Annotated in this window: 19 protein-coding genes and 1 pseudogene; 10 read left to right on the forward strand and 10 right to left on the reverse strand. The window is 71.8% G+C overall.

Translation table 11 applies throughout. The annotated features are described in order from the left end of the window. Positions 1-20: 20 nt before the first annotated feature. Entirely contained in the window at positions 21-599 is a 579-nt protein-coding gene (locus tag AB0M08_RS35245; RefSeq protein ID WP_364503078.1) for a helix-turn-helix domain-containing protein, read from the reverse strand. A 163-nt stretch (positions 600-762) separates the two neighbouring features. Between AB0M08_RS35245 and AB0M08_RS35250 the strand changes: the two genes are divergently transcribed. After that, positions 763-1,419, forward strand: coding sequence for an HAD family hydrolase (locus AB0M08_RS35250; RefSeq protein ID WP_364503081.1), 657 nt, complete (start codon positions 763-765; stop codon positions 1,417-1,419). Between the two features lie 141 nt (positions 1,420-1,560). Beyond that, on the forward strand, positions 1,561-2,466 hold the full coding sequence (locus AB0M08_RS35255) for an RIO1 family regulatory kinase/ATPase (protein ID WP_364503084.1): 906 nt from the start codon (positions 1,561-1,563) through the stop codon (positions 2,464-2,466). Positions 2,467-2,576: 110 nt separating this feature from the next. Here the strand turns inward: AB0M08_RS35255 and AB0M08_RS35260 are convergent, their stop codons facing one another. After that, complete coding sequence (locus tag AB0M08_RS35260; protein WP_364503087.1) at positions 2,577-2,822, reverse strand: DUF2630 family protein; 246 nt, start codon at positions 2,820-2,822, stop codon at positions 2,577-2,579. 53 nt (positions 2,823-2,875) lie between these two features. On the opposite strand from AB0M08_RS35260, the gene AB0M08_RS35265 reads away from it, so the two are divergent. Both AB0M08_RS35265 and AB0M08_RS35270 read left to right on the forward strand, forming a co-directional pair. Continuing rightward, on the forward strand, positions 2,876-3,487 hold the full coding sequence (locus AB0M08_RS35265) for a hypothetical protein (protein ID WP_364503090.1): 612 nt from the start codon (positions 2,876-2,878) through the stop codon (positions 3,485-3,487). After that, the gene (locus tag AB0M08_RS35270; RefSeq protein ID WP_364503093.1) at positions 3,460-3,702 is read left to right on the forward strand and encodes a hypothetical protein; all 243 of its coding nucleotides are present in this window, start codon (positions 3,460-3,462) and stop codon (positions 3,700-3,702) included. Before AB0M08_RS35265 ends, AB0M08_RS35270 begins: the two co-directional genes overlap by 28 nt. Positions 3,703-3,928: 226 nt before the next feature. On the opposite strand, the gene acnA is transcribed toward AB0M08_RS35270, so the two are convergent. Further along, on the reverse strand, positions 3,929-6,655 hold the full coding sequence (gene acnA / locus AB0M08_RS35275; protein ID WP_364503096.1) for an aconitate hydratase AcnA: 2,727 nt from the start codon (positions 6,653-6,655) through the stop codon (positions 3,929-3,931). A 197-nt stretch (positions 6,656-6,852) separates the two neighbouring features. On the opposite strand from acnA, the gene pulA reads away from it, so the two are divergent. Beyond that, positions 6,853-9,303 carry a pullulanase-type alpha-1,6-glucosidase gene (pulA, locus tag AB0M08_RS35280; protein ID WP_364503099.1) on the forward strand — a complete coding sequence of 817 codons (2,451 nt, stop codon included), beginning with the start codon at positions 6,853-6,855 and terminating at the stop codon, positions 9,301-9,303. Between the two features lie 60 nt (positions 9,304-9,363). Beyond that, positions 9,364-9,861 (forward strand): hypothetical protein, encoded by a 498-nt coding sequence (locus AB0M08_RS35285; RefSeq protein ID WP_364503100.1) that lies wholly within the window; start codon positions 9,364-9,366, stop codon positions 9,859-9,861. 57 nt (positions 9,862-9,918) lie between these two features. Here the strand turns inward: AB0M08_RS35285 and AB0M08_RS35290 are convergent, their stop codons facing one another. Together AB0M08_RS35290 and AB0M08_RS35295 are read right to left on the reverse strand one after the other, a co-directional pair. Beyond that, positions 9,919-11,391 (reverse strand): aminopeptidase P family protein, encoded by a 1,473-nt coding sequence (locus AB0M08_RS35290; RefSeq protein WP_364503103.1) that lies wholly within the window; start codon positions 11,389-11,391, stop codon positions 9,919-9,921. A 60-nt stretch (positions 11,392-11,451) separates the two neighbouring features. Continuing rightward, positions 11,452-11,991 (reverse strand): superoxide dismutase family protein, encoded by a 540-nt coding sequence (locus AB0M08_RS35295; RefSeq protein WP_364503105.1) that lies wholly within the window; start codon positions 11,989-11,991, stop codon positions 11,452-11,454. A 122-nt stretch (positions 11,992-12,113) separates the two neighbouring features. Here AB0M08_RS35295 and AB0M08_RS35300 point away from each other — a divergent pair, with 122 nt between their 5' ends. Then, a complete protein-coding gene (locus AB0M08_RS35300; protein WP_364503138.1) occupies positions 12,114-13,064 on the forward strand; it encodes a carbohydrate kinase in 951 nt (316 codons plus the stop codon). On the opposite strand, the gene AB0M08_RS35305 is transcribed toward AB0M08_RS35300, so the two are convergent. From AB0M08_RS35305 to AB0M08_RS35320, 4 genes are read right to left on the reverse strand one after another with little or no spacing between them, the layout of a single operon-like run. Beyond that, positions 13,061-13,453, reverse strand: coding sequence for a hotdog domain-containing protein (locus AB0M08_RS35305; RefSeq protein ID WP_364503108.1), 393 nt, complete (start codon positions 13,451-13,453; stop codon positions 13,061-13,063). The two genes, AB0M08_RS35300 and AB0M08_RS35305, sit on opposite strands and share 4 nt — an antisense overlap. A 31-nt stretch (positions 13,454-13,484) precedes the next feature. Further along, positions 13,485-15,221: a PH domain-containing protein gene (locus tag AB0M08_RS35310; protein ID WP_364503110.1), complete on the reverse strand. Its 1,737-nt coding sequence runs from the start codon at positions 15,219-15,221 to the stop codon at positions 13,485-13,487. Continuing rightward, on the reverse strand, positions 15,218-15,730 hold the full coding sequence (locus AB0M08_RS35315; RefSeq protein WP_364503113.1) for a PH domain-containing protein: 513 nt from the start codon (positions 15,728-15,730) through the stop codon (positions 15,218-15,220). Before AB0M08_RS35315 ends, AB0M08_RS35310 begins: the two co-directional genes overlap by 4 nt. Then, positions 15,727-15,987 carry a hypothetical protein gene (locus AB0M08_RS35320; RefSeq protein ID WP_364503115.1) on the reverse strand — a complete coding sequence of 87 codons (261 nt, stop codon included), beginning with the start codon at positions 15,985-15,987 and terminating at the stop codon, positions 15,727-15,729. The genes AB0M08_RS35315 and AB0M08_RS35320 overlap by 4 nt, the downstream gene beginning before the upstream one ends. A gap of 358 nt (positions 15,988-16,345) precedes the next feature. On the opposite strand from AB0M08_RS35320, the gene AB0M08_RS35325 reads away from it, so the two are divergent. Genes AB0M08_RS35325 through AB0M08_RS35335 form a run of 3 tightly spaced genes read left to right on the forward strand, consistent with a single transcriptional unit; the run spans position 16,346 to position 19,535 of the window. Continuing rightward, entirely contained in the window at positions 16,346-17,584 is a 1,239-nt protein-coding gene (locus AB0M08_RS35325; RefSeq protein WP_364503117.1) for a MoxR family ATPase, read from the forward strand. Then, complete coding sequence (locus AB0M08_RS35330) at positions 17,581-18,588, forward strand: DUF58 domain-containing protein (protein WP_364503120.1); 1,008 nt, start codon at positions 17,581-17,583, stop codon at positions 18,586-18,588. Before AB0M08_RS35325 ends, AB0M08_RS35330 begins: the two co-directional genes overlap by 4 nt. Continuing rightward, positions 18,585-19,535, forward strand: coding sequence for a VWA domain-containing protein (locus tag AB0M08_RS35335; protein WP_364503122.1), 951 nt, complete (start codon positions 18,585-18,587; stop codon positions 19,533-19,535). The genes AB0M08_RS35330 and AB0M08_RS35335 overlap by 4 nt, the downstream gene beginning before the upstream one ends. Positions 19,536-20,004: 469 nt before the next feature. Here the strand turns inward: AB0M08_RS35335 and AB0M08_RS35340 are convergent. Beyond that, a pseudogene (locus AB0M08_RS35340) lies at positions 20,005-20,154 on the reverse strand (helix-turn-helix transcriptional regulator); the annotation flags it as partial. Positions 20,155-20,302 lie beyond the last annotated feature (148 nt).

Here is a 20,302-nt window from a genome sequence, read left to right on the forward strand (position 1 = left end):
TCCATCCTGTCAGGACCGGGTCAGTGGCGGCGCACGGCCTCTTCGACGACGTCCAGGACGTGGGCCAGCTCGCCCGGGGGGCGGCCGGTGGCCAGGTGCAGGACCAGGCCGTCGTAGGCGAGCTCCAGGAACTGGGTGAGCACCTCGACCGGGACGTCCTGCCGCAGCACCCCGGCGTCGCGCTGGCGCTGCAGGCGGTCGCGGGTGGCGTCGGCGATCGCGGCCGAGCGCTCCGCCCAGCGCTTGGCGAAGGCGGGGTCGGTGCGCAGCCGGTGCGAGACCTCCAGCTGGGTGCCGAGCCAGCCGGCCGTGTCACCGTCGCTGCCGCCGGCCCGGGCCAGCAGGTCCCGCATCACCTGGACCAGGCCGTTGCGGGCGACCGTCTCCACCATCGTGCCGGCGTCGTCCTCGGCGACCGCGAGGAACAGTGACTCCTTGTCGCGGAAATGGTGGAAGATCGCACCACGGGACATCCCGGTGGCCTCTTCGAGGCGGCGGACCGTGGCGCCCTCGTAGCCGTATCGCGCGAAGCAGCCGCGGGCCGCGTTGAGGATCTCGTGGCGGCGGGCGTCGAGCTGATCCTGGCTTACCCTGGGCACGCGCTGATCGTGTCACGGTGCGCCGTGGTCTTGCAATCCGTACGTACGGCTTTCTAGCGGTTCGCCTACCCCGATCGGATGATGCGAATTTCGCCGGAGTCGCGGCGCTTTGTTAACAAGCCTGGTCTGTCGGGTGGGTTCGGCGCTCACGTACAGTGCCCGGGTGCCTCTAGTCTTCCTCTCCCTGGACGACACCCTGCTCGACCGCAGTGGTGCGTTCCGGTTGTGGGCGAAAGGCTTCCTCGACGAGATCTCCGCATCGCAGGACGATCTGGACTGGCTCATCGCCGTGGACGCCGACGGGCTCACCAACCGGTGGGACCTCGCCGACCTGCTCCGCGAGCGCTACCAGCTGAGAGTGCCGGCCATCGATCTGGTCGACGAGCTGAACCAGGGGCCCGCCGCATTCGAACGGCTCGATCCCCTGGTCGGCTGCGCGCTGGAGATCGCCCGGGACGCGGGAATCGTGCCCGTCGTGGTCACCAACGGCGCGGCCGAGCAGCAGGAGGGGCGGATCCGGCGTACCGGGCTGGACCGCTATGTCGCCGATTGGGTGATATCCGAGCAGGCCGGGGTCAGCAAGCCCAACCCGCGGATCTTCGCGCTCGCCGCGCAGCGGGTCCGGATGCGCCTCGCCGGCGCCTGGGTGGTCGGTGACAGCCCGGAGTCGGACATCGGCGGCGCGGCGGCGATGGGCCTGCCGAGTGTCTGGCTGCACCGCGGCCGGGAGTGGTCGGACAACCGTTTCGCACCGACCCGCGTGGTCGGCAACGTGATCCAGGGCCTCTCCGCGATCATGGCGACCCGCCCCTCGTCGTAAATGGGTTGCGGCGTTCCCGGTGGTCCGGGAGAGTCAGGCACGCACACGTCTCACAGAGAAGAAGGGGGTGGACATCGTGGCCGCTGTCTTTGTCATGCCTTCGATTTCGACTTTCCCTTCCTTCTCTGAGGAGATCCCGCAGTGCGCTCTTTCGACGAGCACCCGGCCCCGCGACGTGGCCGGCGCAAGTTCGACGACGACGATTCCCTCCTGCTGAAGCGCGGTCGGCTGACGCCGGCCCTGCAGGAGGATCCAGACCTTCCGGATGTCGGCGATCGGTGGTCCAGCTGGGACGCCGCCGTGCACGGTCCCGATCCAAAGCCTTCATGGGTACGCACGGAACATCGTGCCGTCGATGCTGAACTGGGTGTGCTGAAGACCGGCAAGGAAGCCGACGTCTTCCTGGTCCGGCGATTCCTCCCCGACACCGGGGAGAGCTGCCTGCTCGCCGCCAAGCGGTACCGCGACGGCGAGCACCGGATGTTCCACCGCGACGCCGGCTACCTCGAGGGACGCCGGGTCCGGCGCTCCCGCGAGATGCGGGCGATGACCAACCGGACGTCGTTCGGCAAGGAGCTGATCGCCGGTCAGTGGGCGGCGGCCGAGTTCGACGCGCTGAGCCGCCTGTGGACGATCGGCGAGGAGAGCGGCCTGATCCGGGTGCCGTACCCGGTCCAGCTGATCGGCACCGAGGTGATGCTGGAGTTCATCGGCGACGGGGAGACCGGGGAGGCGGCGCCCCGCCTGGCCCAGGTCCGCGGCGAGTCCCTGGACGACCTGTGGCGGCAGATGGTCGACGCGCTCTCGGTGCTGGCCCGGGCCCAGGTGGCGCACGGTGACCTCTCGCCGTACAACATCCTGGTCCACGAGGGCCGCCTGGTCCTGATCGACCTGCCGCAGATCGTCGACGTGGTCGCCAACCCGCGCGGCGCCGAGTTCATCGCCCGCGACGTCCGCAACGTCGCGACGTGGTTCCGCTCCCGCGGCCTCGACGTCGACCCGGACGCCGTGATCATCGGCCTCCTCTTCGAGGCCGGCCTCCGGTAGCCCGGCCCGTGGTGGCCCGCCCGTGGTGGCCCGCCCTGCCGCCGGCTCCGTCGCCCCGCTCGCACTCGCGAGCGGGGCGCGGCTCCGGCTGGTCCGCAGGGCGGCCTCGCCTACTGGATGTAGTTCTCGACCTCGCTGACGCTGTGCGCCTTCTCCGCGTCGGGGTCGTTCCCCACGTCCCGGGCCGCCCGGCGCCGCCGCAGCAGATCCCAGCACTGGTCCAGGGCTTCTTCGAGCTCCTTGAGCCGCGCATGCTCCTCATCCGACGAGATCGCGCCCTGGCTCAGCTGGCTCCGCAGCCGGTGCTCTTCCTCGACCAGCCCGTGGATGCGGCTCAGCACTGTGTTGTCGTCCATTCCCGAAGCTTATTCATCCGCGGGCGTTCGCCGGGAACATGAGGAGTGTGTCGTTGCTCCATCCTCTCCGGCTGCGGTTTCCTGCCCTGGGCCTGCTCTTCGGGCTCTTCCTCTTCGTCACGGCGGACGGTCCCCGGAGCCCCGCCCGTTTCCTCATCTCGCTCGCCGGTGGCGCAGTCTTCGGTCTCGTCCTCGGGCTCCTGACCCGGCGGACCGAGGAGCGCCGGGTGCTCGGCGCGGGCCGCCGCCGGACCGGTTCGTGGTGGCCGCCGCGGGCGGTCGCCGGGCTCGCCGTGGATCCGGCGGCGGGCGAACCGCAGGCCGTGGCGCTCCTCACGGCGCTGCGCGGCCGGGACTGGCGTGCCCTCCAGGACGTGGTGGGCGCGGCCACCGACCCGGACCTCCGCGCGTTCCTGATGGGCGTGCTGGCCGAGGCCAGCGCAGGCGACGTGCGGGAGTGCGCCGAGGAGTGGGCCCGCGCGGAGCCGGAGTCGACCCTGCCGGATCTGGTGCTCGGCTGCCACGGTGTCTCCTGGGCGTGGGCCGCGCGGGGGCGGCGGCGGGCGCAATACACCAGCCGAGCCGGTTCGACGAGTTCTTCGCCCGGCTGCGGTTCGCCGAGGAGCGGCTGGAGGCGGTGCTGGCCCGGGACCCGGACGACGTGACGGCGTGGACCTGGCGACTCATCGCCGGGCGTGGTCTGCAGATCGAACCGGCGGCGGAGCGGGCGCTCTTCGACGAGGTGATCCGGCGGCACCCCGGTCACGTCGTCGCGCACGAGCAGTACCTGCAGTACGTCTGCGCCAAGTGGGCCTATCTGGCCGAGGACCCGGTGCGGTTGTTCGCGCTGGCCCGCCGTCTGGTTCACGGGCGGCGGTGAGCGGGTTTTTCGGGCGCGACCACGCACGCAGGTGGAGGGAGAGGGGCAGCGGAGCTGGGCCCCCGACCGACCCTCGGCGGGAGCAGCGGTCCGTACCCCCATCCAACCGCCCCGCCCACCACCCAAAGACGGACTAAAGGCTGCCGCCCCGCTGCGACATGGGTCCTGATCTGAAAAAGCGGCGGCCCCGCCCGGAAGGACGGGGCCGCCGAGCGGAACCGGGACGTCAGCCGCGGAGCATCTTGCGGAGGACGTACTGCAGGATGCCGCCGTTGCGGTAGTAGTCGGCCTCGCCGGGCGTGTCGATGCGGACGACCGCGTCGAACGAGATGCCGGTGTCGGTGGTGACCTTGACCGTGCGCGGCGTGGTGCCGTCGTTGAGCTCCGTGACGCCCGCGAAGGAGAACGTCTCGGTGCCGGTCAGGCCGAGGGACTCGGCGGTCTGGCCCTGCGGGAACTGCAGCGGCAGGACGCCCATGCCGATCAGGTTGGAGCGGTGGATGCGCTCGTAGCTCTCGGCGATGACGGCGCGGACGCCGAGGAGCATGGTGCCCTTGGCCGCCCAGTCGCGGGACGAGCCGGAGCCGTACTCCTTGCCGGCCAGGATGACCAGCGGGACGCCGGCCGACTGGTAGGCGACCGAGGCGTCGTAGATGGTGGTCTGCTCGCCGGTCAGGTGGTTGACCGTGAAGCCGCCCTCGACGCCCGGGACCAGCTGGTTGCGGAGCCGGATGTTGGCGAAGGTGCCCCGGATCATCACCTCGTGGTTGCCGCGGCGCGAGCCGTAGCTGTTGAACTCGGCGCGCGGGACGCCGTGCTCGGCGAGGTACCGACCGGCCGGGGAGTCGGCCTTGATCGAGCTGGCCGGGGAGATGTGGTCGGTGGTGACCGAGTCGCCCAGCTTGGCGAGCACCCGGGCGCCGGCGATGTCCTTGACCGGGGCCGGTTCGGCGGCCATGCCCTCGAAGTACGGGGGCTTCCGGACGTAGGTGGAGTCACCGGCCCAGGCGAAGGTGTCACCGGTCGGGGTCGGCAGCGACTGCCACTGCTCGTCACCCGCGAAGACGTTCTGGTACGCCGTGGCGAAGCCCTCCGCGCCGATCGCCTGCGCGATGACCTCGTCGATCTCCTTGGCGGACGGCCAGATGTCGGTCAGGTAGACCGGCTCGCCGTCCGACCCGACGCCGAGCGGCTCGGTGGTGATGTCGATGTCCATCGAGCCCGCGAGGGCGTACGCGACCACCAGCGGCGGGGACGCCAGGTAGTTCATCTTGACGTCCGGGTTGATCCGGCCCTCGAAGTTCCGGTTGCCGGAGAGGACGCTGACCGCGGTCAGGTCGGCCTCGTTGATCGCGGCCGAGATCTCCTCGGGCAGCGGGCCGGAGTTGCCGATGCAGGTGGTGCAGCCGTAGCCGACCAGGTTGAAACCGACCTTGTCCAGGTACGGCGTGAGGCCCGCCCGGTCGTAGTAGTCGGAGACGACCTTGGAGCCCGGGGCCAGGGTGGTCTTGACCCACGGCTTGCGGGTCAGGCCCTTCTCCACGGCCTTCTTCGCCAGCAGACCGGCGCCGATCATGACCTGCGGGTTCGAGGTGTTGGTGCAGGAGGTGATCGCGGCGATCACGACCGCGCCGTGGTCGATCTCGTACTCCACGCGGTCGTCGCCCTTGACCAGGGTCGGCTTCGTCGCGCGGCCGATGCTCTGCGCGGGCGGGTCGCTGGCCGGGAAGGACTCCTTGCCGGCCTCGTCGTCCGCCTTGACGTAGGTGGGCAGCGCGCCACGGAAGGCCGACTTGGCCTCGCTGAGCAGCACCCGGTCCTGCGGGCGCTTCGGCCCGGCGAGCGACGGGACGATCGTCGAGAGGTCCAGCTCCAGCTTCTCGCTGTAGTCCGGCTCGGCGTTCGGGTCGAGCCAGAGGCCCTGCCGCTTCGCGTACGCCTCGACGAGCGCGACCTGCTCGTCGGTGCGGCCGGTGAGCTTGAGGTAGTCGATGGTCTGCTCGTCGATCGGGAAGATCGCGACGGTCGAGCCGTACTCCGGCGACATGTTGCCGATGGTGGCCCGGTTCGCCAGCGGCACCGCGCTCACGCCGGGGCCGTAGAACTCGACGAACTTGCTGACCACGCCGTGCTTGCGCAGCATCTCGGTGATCGTCAGAACGAGGTCGGTCGCGGTGGTGCCGGCCGGCGCCTCGCCGGAGAGCTTGAAGCCGACCACGCGCGGGATCAGCATGCTGACCGGCTGGCCGAGCATGGCGGCCTCGGCCTCGATGCCGCCGACGCCCCAGCCCAGCACGCCCAGGCCGTTGACCATGGTGGTGTGCGAGTCGGTGCCGACCACGGTGTCCGGGTACGCCTGGCCGTTGCGCTCCATGATGGTGCGGGCCAGGTACTCGATGTTGACCTGGTGCACGATGCCGGTGCCCGGCGGGACGACCTTGAACTCGTTGAACGCGGTCTGGCCCCAGCGCAGGAACTGGTAGCGCTCGCGGTTGCGCTGGTACTCCAGCTCGACGTTGCGCTGGAAGGCGTCCTCGCGGCCGAAGAGGTCGGCGATGACCGAGTGGTCGATGACCAGCTCGGCCGGGGCGAGCGGGTTGACCTTGGTGGGGTCGCCGCCCAGGTCCTTCACGGCCTCGCGCATGGTGGCCAGGTCGACCACGCAGGGCACGCCGGTGAAGTCCTGCATCAGCACCCGTGCCGGGGTGAACTGGATCTCGACGCTGGGGTCGGCGTTCTGGTCCCAGGAGCCCAGCGCGTTGATGTGGTCGGCGGTGATGTTCGCGCCGTCCTCAGTACGCAGCAGGTTCTCCAGGAGGATCTTCAAGGAGTAGGGCAGGCGATCGTGCCCCTTCACCTTGTCGATCGTGAAAATCTCGTAGCTCGCGTCTCCGACGCGCAGCTCGCTCTTCGCACCAAAGGTGTCGAGGCTGGCCACCGTCATCTCCTTCACACCCAGCGACTGGAAGTCAAGTCTTTCGCACCGAAAGGGCGACCTTCGGGTTAGGTATGCCTAACTCTCGGTTGTGCCGTCCGGTAAACCGTACGTCCGTCTTGTAAGCCCCCGCAAGGCGGGGTCCACCTGCCGATCCTCGCAGCCGGGCGTCTCCTCGCCGGGAAAACGTCGCATCCCGGTGCGACGATGTTGCGATGCCGGACCTCGATCCTGCTCGTTCCTTCGCGGTCTTCGTCGATCGGGCGACGATCGCCCTGCCGCCGGAGCCCCGCTTCGGGGTGGATACCCCGCGGCTGAACGACCTCACCCTGACGCCCCGGCCGTCCGGCCTCTCGCCCGCGCAGATCCGGCGGTTCCCGCACCTTCGGGAATATCGGGCGTTCGATGTGCCTGACATGTCAGATAAGTCGCTCAGTGACCTGCTGCGGGGCCCGCTGGCGGCGTGCGGGACCGGCGTGCAGATCGCGGGTGTCCTCGACGACCTCTACCGGGAGGCCGCCGACGCCGAGCTGGGCCCGGTGATCGACGAGGACGGTGTGCGCCTCTCGGTCTGGGCGCCGACCGCCCGCGACGTGGCCCTCGAACTCGGCGACGAGGTCCTGCCGATGACCCGGGACGACCTCACCGGTGTCTGGTACGCGACCGGCGACCCCACGTGGATCGGCCGCTTCTACCGCTACCGGGTGGAGGTCTGGCACCCCGCCGTGGGGGAGGTGGTGACGACCGGCGTGACGGACCCGTACTCGGTCTCGCTCGCGGTCGGCTCCACGCACAGCCAGCTGATCGATCTGTCCGATCCTGATCTGATGCCGCCGGGCTGGGACGCGCTCGTGAAACCGCCCGCGGTGGCGCCCGCCCGGTCGCAGATCGCCGAGGTCTCGGTGCGGGACTTCTCCATCCTCGACGCCACCGTGCCGCCCGCGGACCGGGGCACCTACCTGGCCTTCACCCACCCGGACACGGCCGGCATGCGGCACCTGCGCTCGCTCGCCGAGGCCGGGCTCACCCACGTGCACCTGCTCCCGGTGAACGACTTCGCCGGCGTGCCGGACCGCCGCGCCGACCGGGCGGAGCCCCGCTGCGATCTGGCCTCCCTCCCGCCCGACTCGGCGGAGCAGCAGCGGGCGATCGCCGAGGTGGCCGGCCGGGACGGCTACAACTGGGGCTACGACCCCTGGCACTGGACCGTCCCCGAGGGGAGCTACGCCACCGACCCGGACGGCCCGGCCCGGATCCGGGAGCTGCGCGCGGCGATCGCGGCCCTGAACGGCATCGGACTGCGGGTGGTGCTCGACGTCGTCTACAACCACACCGTGGCGGACGGGCTCGACCGGTTCAGCGTGCTCGACCGGATCGTCCCGGGGTACTACCACCGCAGGCTGGCGGACGGCGCCACCGCGGACTCCACCTGCTGCGCGAACACCGCGCCGGAGCACATGATGATGGGCAAGCTGGTGATCGACTCGCTGCTCGTCTGGGCCCGCCACTACCGCGTCGACGGCTTCCGCTTCGACCTGATGGGCCACCATCCGCGGGCCAACATCCTCGAGGCCCGGATCCGCCTCGACCACGTGCACGACTCCGGAAAGGACCTTCTCCTGTACGGCGAGGGCTGGGACTTCGGCGAGGTGGCCGGTGACGCGCGGTTCGCCCAGGCGACGCAGCTCAACATGGCCGGCACCGGCATCGCGACCTTCAACGACCGGCTGCGGGACGCCGCGCGCGGCGGTGGCGCGTTCGCCGAGGATCCGGGGACGCGCGGGTTCGCGACCGGTCTCGGGGCGGACACCCCGCTCGCCGTTCACGATCAGATCAAGGTGGGGCTGGCCGGTGGGCTGGCGGCGTACCGGTTCACGGCGCACGACGGGGTGGAGCGCAGCGGGGCGGAGATCGGCTACCACGGGCGGCCGGGTGGGTACGCGGCGGCGCCCGGCGAGACGATCAACTACGTCGACGCGCACGACAACGAGATCCTGTACGACGCGATGGCGTTCAAGCTGCCCCGGGAGACGGCCGCCGAGGACCGGGCGCGGATGCAGGTGCTGGCCCTCGCGCTGGTGGTGCTGAGCCAGGGAGCCGGGTTCGTGGCGCTCGGCAGCGAGCGGCTGCGCTCCAAGTCGCTGGACCGGAACTCGTACGACTCCGGGGACTGGTTCAACCAGATCCGCTGGGACCCGGCCGACGGGAACGGTTTCGGGATCGGCCTGCCACCCGCCGCCGAGAACGCGGCGAAATGGGAGTTCGCGCGCCCACTGCTCGCCGATCCGGCGCTGGTGCCGGGCCCGGAGGTGATCGCGACGGCCGCGGAGCGCTACCGGGAACTGCTCCGGATCCGGACCGGCTCGCCGGTCTTCGGGCTGCCGACCGCCGAACAGGTGCAGCGCCGGGTGAGCTTCCCGCTCGGCGGTCCGGGCGAGCAGCCCGGGGTGATCGTGATGTGCCTGGACGGCACCGGGCTCGACGACCGCTGGACGCGGCACGTGGTGGTCTTCAACGCCCTCGCGGAACCGGTCGCGGTGCCGCTCGCCGGCGAACTGCGGCTGCACCCGGTCCTGATCGATTCCGCCGACCCGGTGCTGCGGACCGCTTCTCCCGGATGTGTGCCGCCCCGGTCCGTGGCGGTCTTCGTGGGGACAGGGACATGAGTTAGATTTCGCGCGCGGTCCGCCGGCGGTCGGCGTGCCCGGCGAAAAGCGGAGGTCCTGGTGCGGTTCCCGCGTGCCCTGTGCGCGTTACTCCTCGTCGGCCTGGTGAGCGGTTGCAGCTCGTCGGAGTCCGACGATCCCACCTTCACCGATCCGGTGCCCTCGGCGGTCCCGGCCAGCGCCGCGCCGGCCTGGACCGAGCCGGCCTCCTACACCTACGTGCTCACCGTCGGCTGCGACGCCGACCAGGACCGGTATTCCGCGACCGTGGAGAACGGCGAGGTCACCCGGTACGGCCAGGCCGGTGCCAGCGCCGCGCCGACCGCCTCCGCCGACGTGGACCTCGGCCCGATCACCGAGGACGGCGGCGAGGAGATCGAGGTGCCGTCGCTGGCCCAGCTGCTCGACATGGCGCAGACCACGGCGGACGACGGCGGCCAGGTCAGCACCGAGTACGACGCCGCGGACGGCCACCCGGTGAAGGTGACCATCAACGTCACCGACGAGGCGAGTGAGGCCGAGTGCTTCGGCGTCGCCGACTACGTACCCGGGAACTGAGGTCGTGAGAAGGCGGCGCCGGTCTCTCTCAGAGAGACCGGCGCCGTCCGGAAACGATCAGGCAGGCAGGCGCGGACCGGCCTCGCGCTGGGCGGCCAGCCACTGCTCGACCTCGCCGGCCTCGCGCGGCAGACCGGCCGACAGGTTGCGGCAGCCGTCCGCGGTGACCAGCACGTCGTCCTCGATCCGGATGCCGATGCCGCGCAGCTCCTCGGGGACCAGTTCGTCCTCGGGCTGGAAGTAGAGGCCCGGCTCCACGGTCAGCACGTAGCCCTCGGCCAGCTCGCCGTCCCGGTACGTCTCGTTGCGGGCATGCGCGCAGTCGTGCACGTCGATGCCGAGCATGTGACCGAAACCGTGCAGCGTCCAGCGGCGGTAGACCGTGCTGTCGTCGGCCATCGCCTCGTCCACGCTCACCGGCAGCAGGCCCAGGTCGTGCAGGCCCTCGGCGAGCACCCGCATGCAGATCTTGTGTACGTCGCGGAAGGCGACGCCGGGGCGGACCGCGTCGATGCCGGCCTGCTGCGAGCGGTAGACGATCTCGTAGACCTGGCGCTGCAGCGGCGTGAAGGTGCCGGAGACCGGGATCGTCCGGGTCACGTCGGCGGTGTAGAAGTTCTCCCCCTCGACGCCCATGTCCATCAGCAGCAGCTCGCCGGGCGTGGTGACGCCGGTGTTCCGGATCCAGTGCAGGATCGTCGCGTGCGCGCCGGCGCCGACGATCGAGCCGTAGCCGACGTCGTTGCCGTCGTGCCGGGCGCGCAGGCCGAAGACGCCCTCCAGCAGGCGCTCCTTGACCCCGCGGTCGGCCGGCAGCACCCGGGCCACGTCCTCGAAGCCGCGCACCGTGGCGTCGATCGCCTGCTGCAGCTGGGTGATCTCCCACTCGTCCTTGACCAGCTTCAGCTCGGAGATCACCCAGGCCAGCTCGCGTTCACGGGGCTTGGCCGGGTTGGGTTCGTACTGCAGGACGGTGCGGTCGACGTTGGGGTCGAAGCCGCGCAGCACCCGGGTGCGGCCCGGCGCCGAACCGGCCAGGGCCGGGCCGAGCAGGCCCAGCGAGGCGGTCTCCAGGCCCAGCTCGGCCGACTTCTCGGCGAGCGTGTGCGTACGCCCCACCCAGAGCTCGCCGTTCCTGTCTCTGAAAAATCGGTCGGTCTCCTTGGAGTTCCGCTCCCGCGTATAGAGCACCGCGTCGTGGCCCGAGCCGCTCGGCCGCATCACCAGGACGCTGTCCGGGTCCCGGTCGCCGGTCAGGTAGACGAAGTCGCTGCCGGGGCGGAACGCGTAGTCGGTGTCGTTGGCCCGAACCTTCTCGTTCCCGCTCGGGATGATCAGGGTCTCGCCGGGGAACGCCTCGGAGAGCGCGGCCCGCCGCTTCGCGTAGTTCGGCGCCTCGGGCAGGGCCGCGACCTCGATCGGGTCCTCCCGCCAGCCGGTGCGCATGAACTGCAGGAACGCCTCCGGGAAGGCGGGGTCGTGGGACTCCGTCCTGGGAGCGGGTTGCGCGCCCTTGTTCTGCTCGGCCATGGGAAGGTCCTCTCCGATGTTCAGCGGTTCCCCGACGTTACCGCCTCGATCTGAAGAGGGTCACCGGCCTCCGTGGGCGTCGTATCCGAAGGGCAGGTTGAGGCAGGCCACCCGGGTGCCCGCGGAACCGGCCGTACCGGCGGCGGTCTTCGTCTTCTCCGCGTGCAGGACCAGCGAGCGGGGCCGGGTGCCGTGGAACATCCCGTCGTGCACCCGGACCACGGTGGCCGAGCCCCCGGCGTCGGTGGTGAAGTCCAGCCAGACCTCGTTCTCCGGGTTGGCGTACCGCGGGTCGCTCGACGGCTTCTCCTTCGTCGCGGCCGGGTCGTGCTCGTGCTGATAGTGCGGCCCGGCGTCCTTCGGGTCCGCGCCACACCTGTTGACGTGCAGATGAGCGCCGTACGTCCGGTGCGGGCGCATCCCGGTGACGGTGAGCCGGATGCCCAGGGTGCTCATCGTGGCCATGAAGCTCAGATCGGCGGTGGAGCCGACCGGCACCACCGCCGGGTCGTAGGTGACCGCGTTCGCCCCGGGCTTCCAGGGACCGAAACTGATCGGGTTCGCGGTGGCGGCGCCCGGCGCGGCCAGACATGCTCCCACGGCGATGGGCAGAGTGAAGAGTAAACGTCGTCCAATCATCCCCTAATTCTGGCAAATCAGGACTTATTAGTTCGGAAAACCCCCGCTGGCCGCGGCGGCCGGTCATGCGCGAGGCTGTTGTCATGGCGTACGCGGTGGTCCTGGGCGAGGCACTGATCGACCTGCTGGAAGCGGAGGTCGCCGGGATTCCGGTCTATCGTCAGGCGATCGGTGGTGCCCCGCTCAACGTGGCGGTCGGTGTCGCGCGTCTCGGCGGCTCGGCGGAGTACCTGGGCTCGCTCGGCACCGACGTGCTGGGTGAGCGGATCGCGGCGTTCCTGGCCGAGGCCGGGGTCGGGTGCGCGGGGGTGCGGCGGGTCGGGGTGCCCACCACGCTCGCGGTGACCACGTTCGAGGGCGCCGAGCCGACGTTCACCTTCTACGGCGAGCCGCCGTCGTACGCCCTGCTCGAACCCGGTGACCTCGATCCGGCCGTGCTGGCGGGCGCGGGCGTGCTCTACACCGGCTCGATCTGCCTGCTCCGCGAGCCGTTCCGGTCCGCCGCCCGGGCCGCGTGGGCGACCGAGGGGCCGATCCGGGTCTTCGACCCCAACGTACGCCCGAAGCTCCTCCCGGACGCCGCCGCGGTGGACGCGCTCCGCGACCTGGTCGAGGAGTTCTTCGCCACCGCCGACCTGGTCAAGCTGAGCGCCGCCGACGCCGAGACCCTCTACGGCTCACCCGACCCGGCCCCGGCCGCCGAGCGGATCCTGGCCCTCGGCGCGGGCGCGGTGGTGGTCACCCTCGGCGCCGACGGCGCCTACGTCGCGACCTCCTCGGGCGCCTCCTCGGGTACGGCCACCGTCCCGGCCCCGTCGGTGTCCGCCGTCGACGCGACCGGCGCCGGCGACTCGGTGATGGCCGCACTGGTCCACCGTCTGCTCACCGAGGGCCGCCCGGCCGACCCGGCGACCTGGCACCGGCACGTCGCCTTCGCCCTGTCGGTGGCCGCCCTGGTCTGCGAACACCCCGGCGGCGCCACCGCGATGCCCACGACCACGGAGCTGACCGCCCGCTGGGGCACACTCGCCTAGTCGCCCAGGGCGCGGGCGATGAACCTCTGGCGGTCCAGCAGGGTGCGCTCCACCCGGACCGTGGCGGCCAGCTCGTCGCCGTCGTGGACCTCGATGTCGAAGAAGAGCTTGCGGCCGTCGACCTTGGCCAGCGTGGCGTGCGCGATCACCCGCCGTCCGACCGGGGTCGGCGCCCGGTGCTCCAGCTCGACACGGGTGCCGACCGTGGTGATGCCGCCGGGTATCTGCCGCGCGGTGGCCGCCACCGTGGCCGCCTCGGCGAGCGCGAGCAGCCGGGGCGTCGCCAGCACCGGCACGTCACCGGACCCGATCGACTGCGCGGTGTCGGCGTCGGTGACCAGCAACTCGACCCGGGCGTTCAGGCCGGGCGCGAACTCCGGTAGCTCCATCCCGTCAGCTTAAGGCGCGAACCCCGCCGCCCTAAGACCCCGCCGGCCGCCTCCAGAACGCATCGTCGTCCGCCTCCCCGGCTGGACCCGTCGTGGCTGGACCCGTCGCGGCTGGACCCGCCGTGGCTGGACCCGTCGTGGCTGGACCCGTCGTGGCCGGACCCGCCGTGGGGTGGAGCGGGCCGGGAGGTGGGGCGAGGGGAACCGGTGTTCCGTAGGGCCCCGCGAAGGGTGCCGGGGTCACCGGCGGCCCGGCCTGCGGCGCCGGCGCGGGGGAGGGGGCCTGCCGGGCCTGCCGGGAGCGCACCGCCAGCTGGTCCGCGATCGCCCACGCCTCCGCGAGGTCCCGGTCCCGGGCCGCCCCCGAGCGCCCGCCGGCCGCGTCCGCGTAGACCGTCGCCAGCCGGAACAGCCGCTGCAGTGGGCCCTGGACCACCCGGACGCTCTGCAGCCGCGCGTACGGCACCAGGGTCATCTCCCGGGTCAGCCACCCGTGGCGGGTCACCAGCACCTGCGGGGCCAGCCCGACGCCCATGAACCGCAACCCGACCGGATGCAGCCAGCGTGCCCGGCGCGGCGGCGGCGAGGTGGCCAGCACGGCGAGATCGGTTCCGGGCAGCACCGTGCCGATCAGCGCCCGCGCGGTGGCCTCGTCGCCGACCGGGAGCAGCCGGTCCGAGCCCGCGTCGTTGCCCTGCTGGGGTGCCGCGTACCCGGCGACGTCCAACCGCATGTAGAGCCAGTGCGTGCCGCGCCAGAGCAGCGGCCAGGTGATCCGGATCGACTGGACGCGGTGCAGCGGTACCGCCTGACTGCGGGTCTCCAGCAGGCCGTACCGGACCAGCAGCCGTCCGTCCGTGTCCCGGGCCAGCCGGAAGCTCCAGTCGCGCAGCACCCGGCGGATCGGCTGCAGCAGCACGCCGGCCATCGCGGTGACCGTGCTGGCGATGCCGATGAAGGTCCACGACCCCTCCAGCACGAACTGCACGACCACCCACGCCACGCCGACCGGCAGCAGGAACGCCTGCGGGGTGAGCAGCTGGCTGATCAGCAGGTTCTGGTTGCGGACCCGGAACAGCGGATGTTCGTGCGCGGTCCCGGTGGCTGCCGCGGCCGCGGGCCCCGCGTCTCCTCCGCTTTCGTTGCGGGTACGCGCGGAGAGCGCGAGCAGCCGTTCCCGCAGTTCGGAGGCGTGCTGGACGCTGAGGTAGGCGAGCGGCGCCTCGGTCTTGCCGCCGCCGACCACCTCGAGCCGGAGCTCGGCCAGCCCGGTCAGCTGGGCGAGCAGCGGCCGCCGCAGCTCCACCGCCTGCAGCCGGTCGAGCGGGATGGCCCGGTTCCGCCGCCAGAGCAGCCCGTCACTGATCCGCAGCTCCCGGCCGACCACCTGGTACCCGGTGTTCCACCAGCCGATCGCCGAGAAGATCACCGCGCCCACGGCGAACACCAGCACCACGATCGCGAAGTGCTCCAGCCCGAGCCGGCCCAGCGTCTGCCAGGAGAGCGCCGCGACGATCACCGCGAGGCTCTTGGCCCCGTGCAGCAGCGGGCTCAGCGGATGCAGCCGCTGTCGCTCCCGGACCTCCGGCGCCTCCTGCACTCCGCCCGGTCCACCACCCATGCCCGGCCACCCGCCGGGCGCTCCCGGCCATCCCTGCGGGCCGCCGGGGTAGGCCTGCGGGCCGCCGGGCCATCCCTGCGGGCCGCCGGGGTAGGCCTGCGGAACGCCGGGGGGTGGGGTGGGCGGGACGGCGCCGGGGTCGGTCACAGGCCCTCGGCCCGGTCCTCGCCGAGGGCGGTGAGGCGGTCGCGCAGCCGGGCGGCCTCCTCCGGGGGCAGCCCCGGCACCCGGGCGTCGCTGGCCGCGGCGGCGGTGTGCAGCTGGACCGTGGCCAGCTTGAACGCGCGCTCCAGCGGCCCGGCGGTGACGTCCACATACTGCATGCGGGCGTACGGGACGATGGAGAGCCGCCGGATCACCAGGCCGTGGCGGACCATCAGGTCGTTGTCGCGTTCGGCGTATCCCCAGGCGCGGACCGCGCGGACGGCGACCGTGGCCCGCCAGACGCCGAGGAACAGGACCGCGCCCATCAGGACCGGCCAGACGCGCTGGCCGCCGAGCCACCAGCCGGCGCCGAGCCCGGTGAGCAGGATGACCTGCCAGACGGCGAGGCCGAGCAGCTCCACAGTGACCAGGCGGGGGGAGACCGGGCGCCACTGGACCGTGTCCGGCCAGGGCCGCAGGGGATCGACGGCCGACGCCGAGGGCTCGCTCACGTATCCAGACTAGGAGATGACGGCATCGCCGGCGCCGGGGCGAAGGGCGTCACGTCGCGCAGGAATCGCCGGGCGTCGAGGAAGGCGCCGAGGGTGGTCCGGTGTTCGTCGCAGGCCAGCCAGGTCTTCCGGTACTCCGGGGCGTGCAGCTTCGGATTGTTCCAGTGCAGCTGCCAGACCGCGCCCGCGCGACAGCCCTTCGCCGAGCACTGGGGTGCCAGCTCGATGGGCGTACCGGAAAGGAGGTCCTCAACCATTGAAAGGATCCTAGCCTTTCAAAAGGAGTTTGAGCGCCGGGCGGCCACGGGGGAAGCCGCCCGGCGACGCTGCAAATGCTACACGCTTCCGGCCCGAACGCATCCACCCGGTGACCGTGCCCGATCCGGCGGATCGCGCGGAAAGATCAACACGACCGGCCTATGGTGCCCCGGGCTGCGGTGATGCGCCGCGTACGGGGATGATGACGGTCAGATGACGAGCGGTGCGCCTAGGCTGCCGGGGACGACGGTGTGGTGTCCGGCTCTTAGGAACCTCTCAGCCGTATGTAGTTGTGTGTCGTGTAAGTCTTGAGCGTCGGCATTCGCGCCGGCGGATCACGACCGTTGTGGAGGACCGGTGGCGCAGCCCAGCACGCCCGAGACCGAGACGAGCGCCGACGCCGGTGCGCCGGTGCCGCCGGCGCACGACGCGTCGCAGCTGGAACGCGCGATGTTCGAGGTCAAGCGGGTGATCGTCGGCCAGGATCGGATGGTCGAGCGGATGTTCGTCGCGCTGCTCGCGCGCGGCCACTGCCTGCTCGAGGGCGTGCCCGGCGTGGCCAAGACGCTCGCCGTGGAGACGATGGCCAAGGTGGTCGGCGGCTCGTTCTCCCGGGTCCAGTTCACCCCGGACCTGGTGCCCGCCGACATCGTCGGCACCCGGATCTACCGCCAGTCCAGCGAGAAGTTCGACGTGGAGCTCGGCCCGGTCTTCGTCAACTTCCTGCTCGCCGACGAGATCAACCGTGCGCCCGCCAAGGTCCAGTCGGCGCTGCTCGAGGTGATGGCCGAGCACCAGGTGTCGATCGGTGGCAAGAGCCACGACGTGCCCACGCCGTTCCTGGTGATGGCGACGCAGAACCCGATCGAGCAGGAGGGCGTCTACCCGCTGCCCGAGGCGCAGCGCGACCGCTTCCTGATGAAGATCCTGGTGGGCTACCCGACCGACACCGAGGAGCGGGAGATCGTCTACCGGATGGGGGTGAGCGCCCCGGAGCCGAAGCAGGTCTTCACGCCGGACGACCTGCTCGCCCTGCAGCGCCGGGCCGACCAGGTCTTCGTGCACAACGCCCTGGTGGACTACACGGTCCGCCTGGTGCTCGCCACTCGCGCGCCGGCCCAGCACGGCATGCCCGACGTCGCCCAGCTGATCCAGTACGGCGCCTCCCCGCGGGCCTCGCTCGGCATCGTCCGGGCCACCCGGGCCCTGGCCCTGCTGCGCGGCCGGGACTACGCGCTGCCGCAGGACCTGCAGGACGTCGCGCCGGACATCCTGCGGCACCGCCTGGTGCTCAGCTATGACGCGCTCGCCGACGACATCCCGGCCGACCACATCGTCGCCCGGATCATGCAGACCGTGCCGATGCCGTCGGTCGCGTCCCGCCAGGGCACCTCGCCGAACGGGTCGGCCCCCAACGGGATCGCACCGAACGGCCAGCCCCCGCTCGGGCCGCCGCTCGTCGTCCCGCAGCCGGGCCAGCCCGGCCAGCCGGGGGCGTACAACCCGGCCCTGGTGCAGCCCACCAGCGGCGTTCCCGCGGGCGCCCCGGCGTACCCGCAGCACCCGCAGGCCGGCGGCTGGCCCGCCCAGCAATGACCGTCTCCGACCTCCCCGCGCCGGCCGCCTCGGACGAGACGGCCCGGGCCGAGGCGGTGCTGGCCCGGTTGCAGCTGCTGGTCACGCGGAAACTGGACGGGCTGCTCCAGGGCGACTACGTGGGCCTGCTCCCCGGCCCGGGCACCGAGCCCGGCGAGTCGCGGGAGTATCGGCCCGGCGACGACGTGCGGCGGATGGACTGGCCGGTCACGGCGCGGACCACGCAGCCGCACGTCCGGCAGACGGTGGCCGACCGGGAGCTGGAGACCTGGCTCGCCGTGGACCTCTCGGCCAGCCTCGACTTCGGCACCGCCAAGTGGCTCAAGCGCGACCTGGTGATCGCCGCCTCGACCGCGATCGCCCATCTCACGGTGCGCGGTGGAAACCGGATCGGTGCGGTCGTGGGCACCGGCTCGGGCGTACCGGAGCAATCCAGGAGACGATGGCTGCGCAAGGCGGCGACGGAGGCCGAGCAGCAGGAGAGCCCGCCCGTCCTGCGGCTGCCGGCACGGCCGGGGCGCAAGGAGGCCCAGGGCCTGCTGCGCGCGATCGCCCGGACCAGGATCCGGCCCGGGCGGACCGACCTGGGCGCGCTGATCGACATGCTGAACCGGCCACCGCGGCGTCGCGGCGTGGCCGTGGTGATCTCCGACTTCATGGCGCCGGTGGAGGGCTGGGCGCGGCCGATCCGCAAGCTCGGCGTCCGGCACGACGTGCTCGCCATCGAGGTGGTCGACCCACGTGAGCTGGAGCTTCCCGACGTCGGCGTGCTGACCCTGGCCGATCCCGAGACCGGCGAGCTGCACGAGGTGCAGACCGCCGACCCGCGGCTCCGCGAGCGTTACGCGGCGGCCGCGGGCGAGCAGCGGGCCGCGATCGCCCGCACCCTGCGCGCCGCCGGCGCGGCCCACCTCCGGCTGCGCACCGACACCGACTGGTTGCTGGACATGGTCCGTTTCGTGGCCGCCCAGCGCCACGCCCGTACCCGAGGGACGACGCGATGATCCGTTTCCTGGCTCCGTGGTGGCTGCTCACCGTGCTGCCCGTGCTGGCCGTCGCCGGCGTCTACGTCTGGCGGCAGTTCCACAAGCGCTCGTACGCGATGCGCTTCACCAACGTCGACCTGCTCCGCACCCTGGCGCCGCGCGGCCTGGGCTGGCGCAAACACGTCTCGGCGGGTGCGTTCCTGCTGATGATGGGCACGCTGGCGGCGGCGAGCGCCCGGCCCTCGGTCGACACCGAGCAGCCGCTGGAGCGGGCCACCGTGATGCTCGCCATCGACGTCTCGCTCTCCATGCAGGCCGACGACGTGGCGCCGACCCGGATCGAGGCGGCGCAGGAGGCGGCGAAGGCGTTCGTCAACGAGCTGCCGGCCACCTACAACCTGGGCCTGGTGTCGTTCGCGAAGTCGGCGAACGTGCTGGTCGCGCCGACCAAGGACCGTGCCGAGGTGATCGCCGGGATCGACAGCCTGACGCTGGCCGAGGCGACCGCGACCGGTGAGGCGGTCTTCACCTCGCTGGACGCCATCCGCTCGGTGCCCGCCGACGGCACGGACGGCGCCCCGCCGGCCCGGATCGTGCTGCTCTCCGACGGGTACCGCACGTCGGGCCGCTCGATCGAGGACGCGGCGACCGCGGCGTCCGGGGCGAACGTGCCGGTCTCGACGATCGCGTTCGGCACCGACACCGGCGTGGTGGACATCCGTGGCCAGCTCCAGCGGGTGCCGGTGGACCGGCTCTCGCTGCAGGAGCTGGCGGAGCGGACGCAGGGCTACTTCTACGAGGCCGCCTCGGTGGGCGAGCTCAAGAAGGTCTACGAGGACATGGGCAGCTCGATCGGTCACCGGACCGAGCCGCGCGAGGTCACTCAGTGGTACGCGGCGACGGCCCTGCTGTTCGGCCTGATCGGCGCCGCCATGAGTCTGCTGTGGACGTCCCGCCTGCCCTGATCCGATCCTCTACGGACGCCGTGGTCCTCCGCAGGGGAGGGTCACGGCGTGTTGTGCGAGGCGAGGACGAAGAGCAGGACGACCCACGCCGAGAGGACCGTGAAGCCGAGGGGTGCGATGAGGTTCTTCATGGGTGGAGCCACCTTCTTCCGCAACATGATCGAGCGGGGAAACGCGCTCAGCTCACGTCGCGGCCATGCCCGGCACCCGTCGTCGCGGCGCACACGACGATGCCGGCTCCCCTGAGGACAGGGCCGAGCCGGTGGGTGCGGGGTGGGAGTCTGTGCCGGCGGTCAGAAGCGCCGGCGAGCGTCCCGGCCGCGACTAGGAGGATCGCTATCTCGCACAGCGATCACCTCCGTCAAGTCGTCGGGCCTGGGAACCGGGGAGGACTGTACCCCTTAAGCGCGGCTTAAGAAACTCAGGTTCCCCACAGGTGGTGAGGAACACCCGTTCGGACGATTCCAGGTTACTCTCCGGCAGCCACCAACCCCGTCTCGTACGCGAGGACCACGGCCTGAGTGCGATCCCGGTGTCCGAGTTTGCCCAGGATCCGGCCGACGTGGGTCTTGACGGTCTGCTCGGCCACCACGAGGTCCGCGTCGATCTCCGCGTTCGACCGGACCATCGCCTGGTCGTCCGCAAATCAGAATCGTGATCATGTACGCGGGATCCTCGCCGTCACGGTGAAGCCCGCGCCGCCCGCGCCGCCCGCGCCGCCCGCGCCGCCCGCGCCGCCCGCGCCGCCCGCGCCGCCCGCGCCGCCC

This window comes from Actinoplanes sp. NPDC051851, from assembly GCF_040681165.1.
Classification (GTDB): Bacteria; Actinomycetota; Actinomycetes; order Mycobacteriales; family Micromonosporaceae; genus Actinoplanes.

Coding starts and splice junctions, on each gene's coding strand:
- AB0M08_RS35320 (WP_364503115.1), bottom strand. CDS start 15,987: ATGGTTGAGGACCTCCTTTCCGGTACGCCCATCGAGCTGGCACCCCAG.
- pulA (WP_364503099.1), top strand. CDS start 6,853: ATGCCGGACCTCGATCCTGCTCGTTCCTTCGCGGTCTTCGTCGATCGG.
- AB0M08_RS35305 (WP_364503108.1), bottom strand. CDS start 13,453: ATGGAGCTACCGGAGTTCGCGCCCGGCCTGAACGCCCGGGTCGAGTTG.
- AB0M08_RS35335 (WP_364503122.1), top strand. CDS start 18,585: ATGATCCGTTTCCTGGCTCCGTGGTGGCTGCTCACCGTGCTGCCCGTG.
- AB0M08_RS35330 (WP_364503120.1), top strand. CDS start 17,581: ATGACCGTCTCCGACCTCCCCGCGCCGGCCGCCTCGGACGAGACGGCC.
- AB0M08_RS35300 (WP_364503138.1), top strand. CDS start 12,114: ATGGCGTACGCGGTGGTCCTGGGCGAGGCACTGATCGACCTGCTGGAA.
- AB0M08_RS35260 (WP_364503087.1), bottom strand. CDS start 2,822: ATGGACGACAACACAGTGCTGAGCCGCATCCACGGGCTGGTCGAGGAA.
- AB0M08_RS35290 (WP_364503103.1), bottom strand. CDS start 11,391: ATGGCCGAGCAGAACAAGGGCGCGCAACCCGCTCCCAGGACGGAGTCC.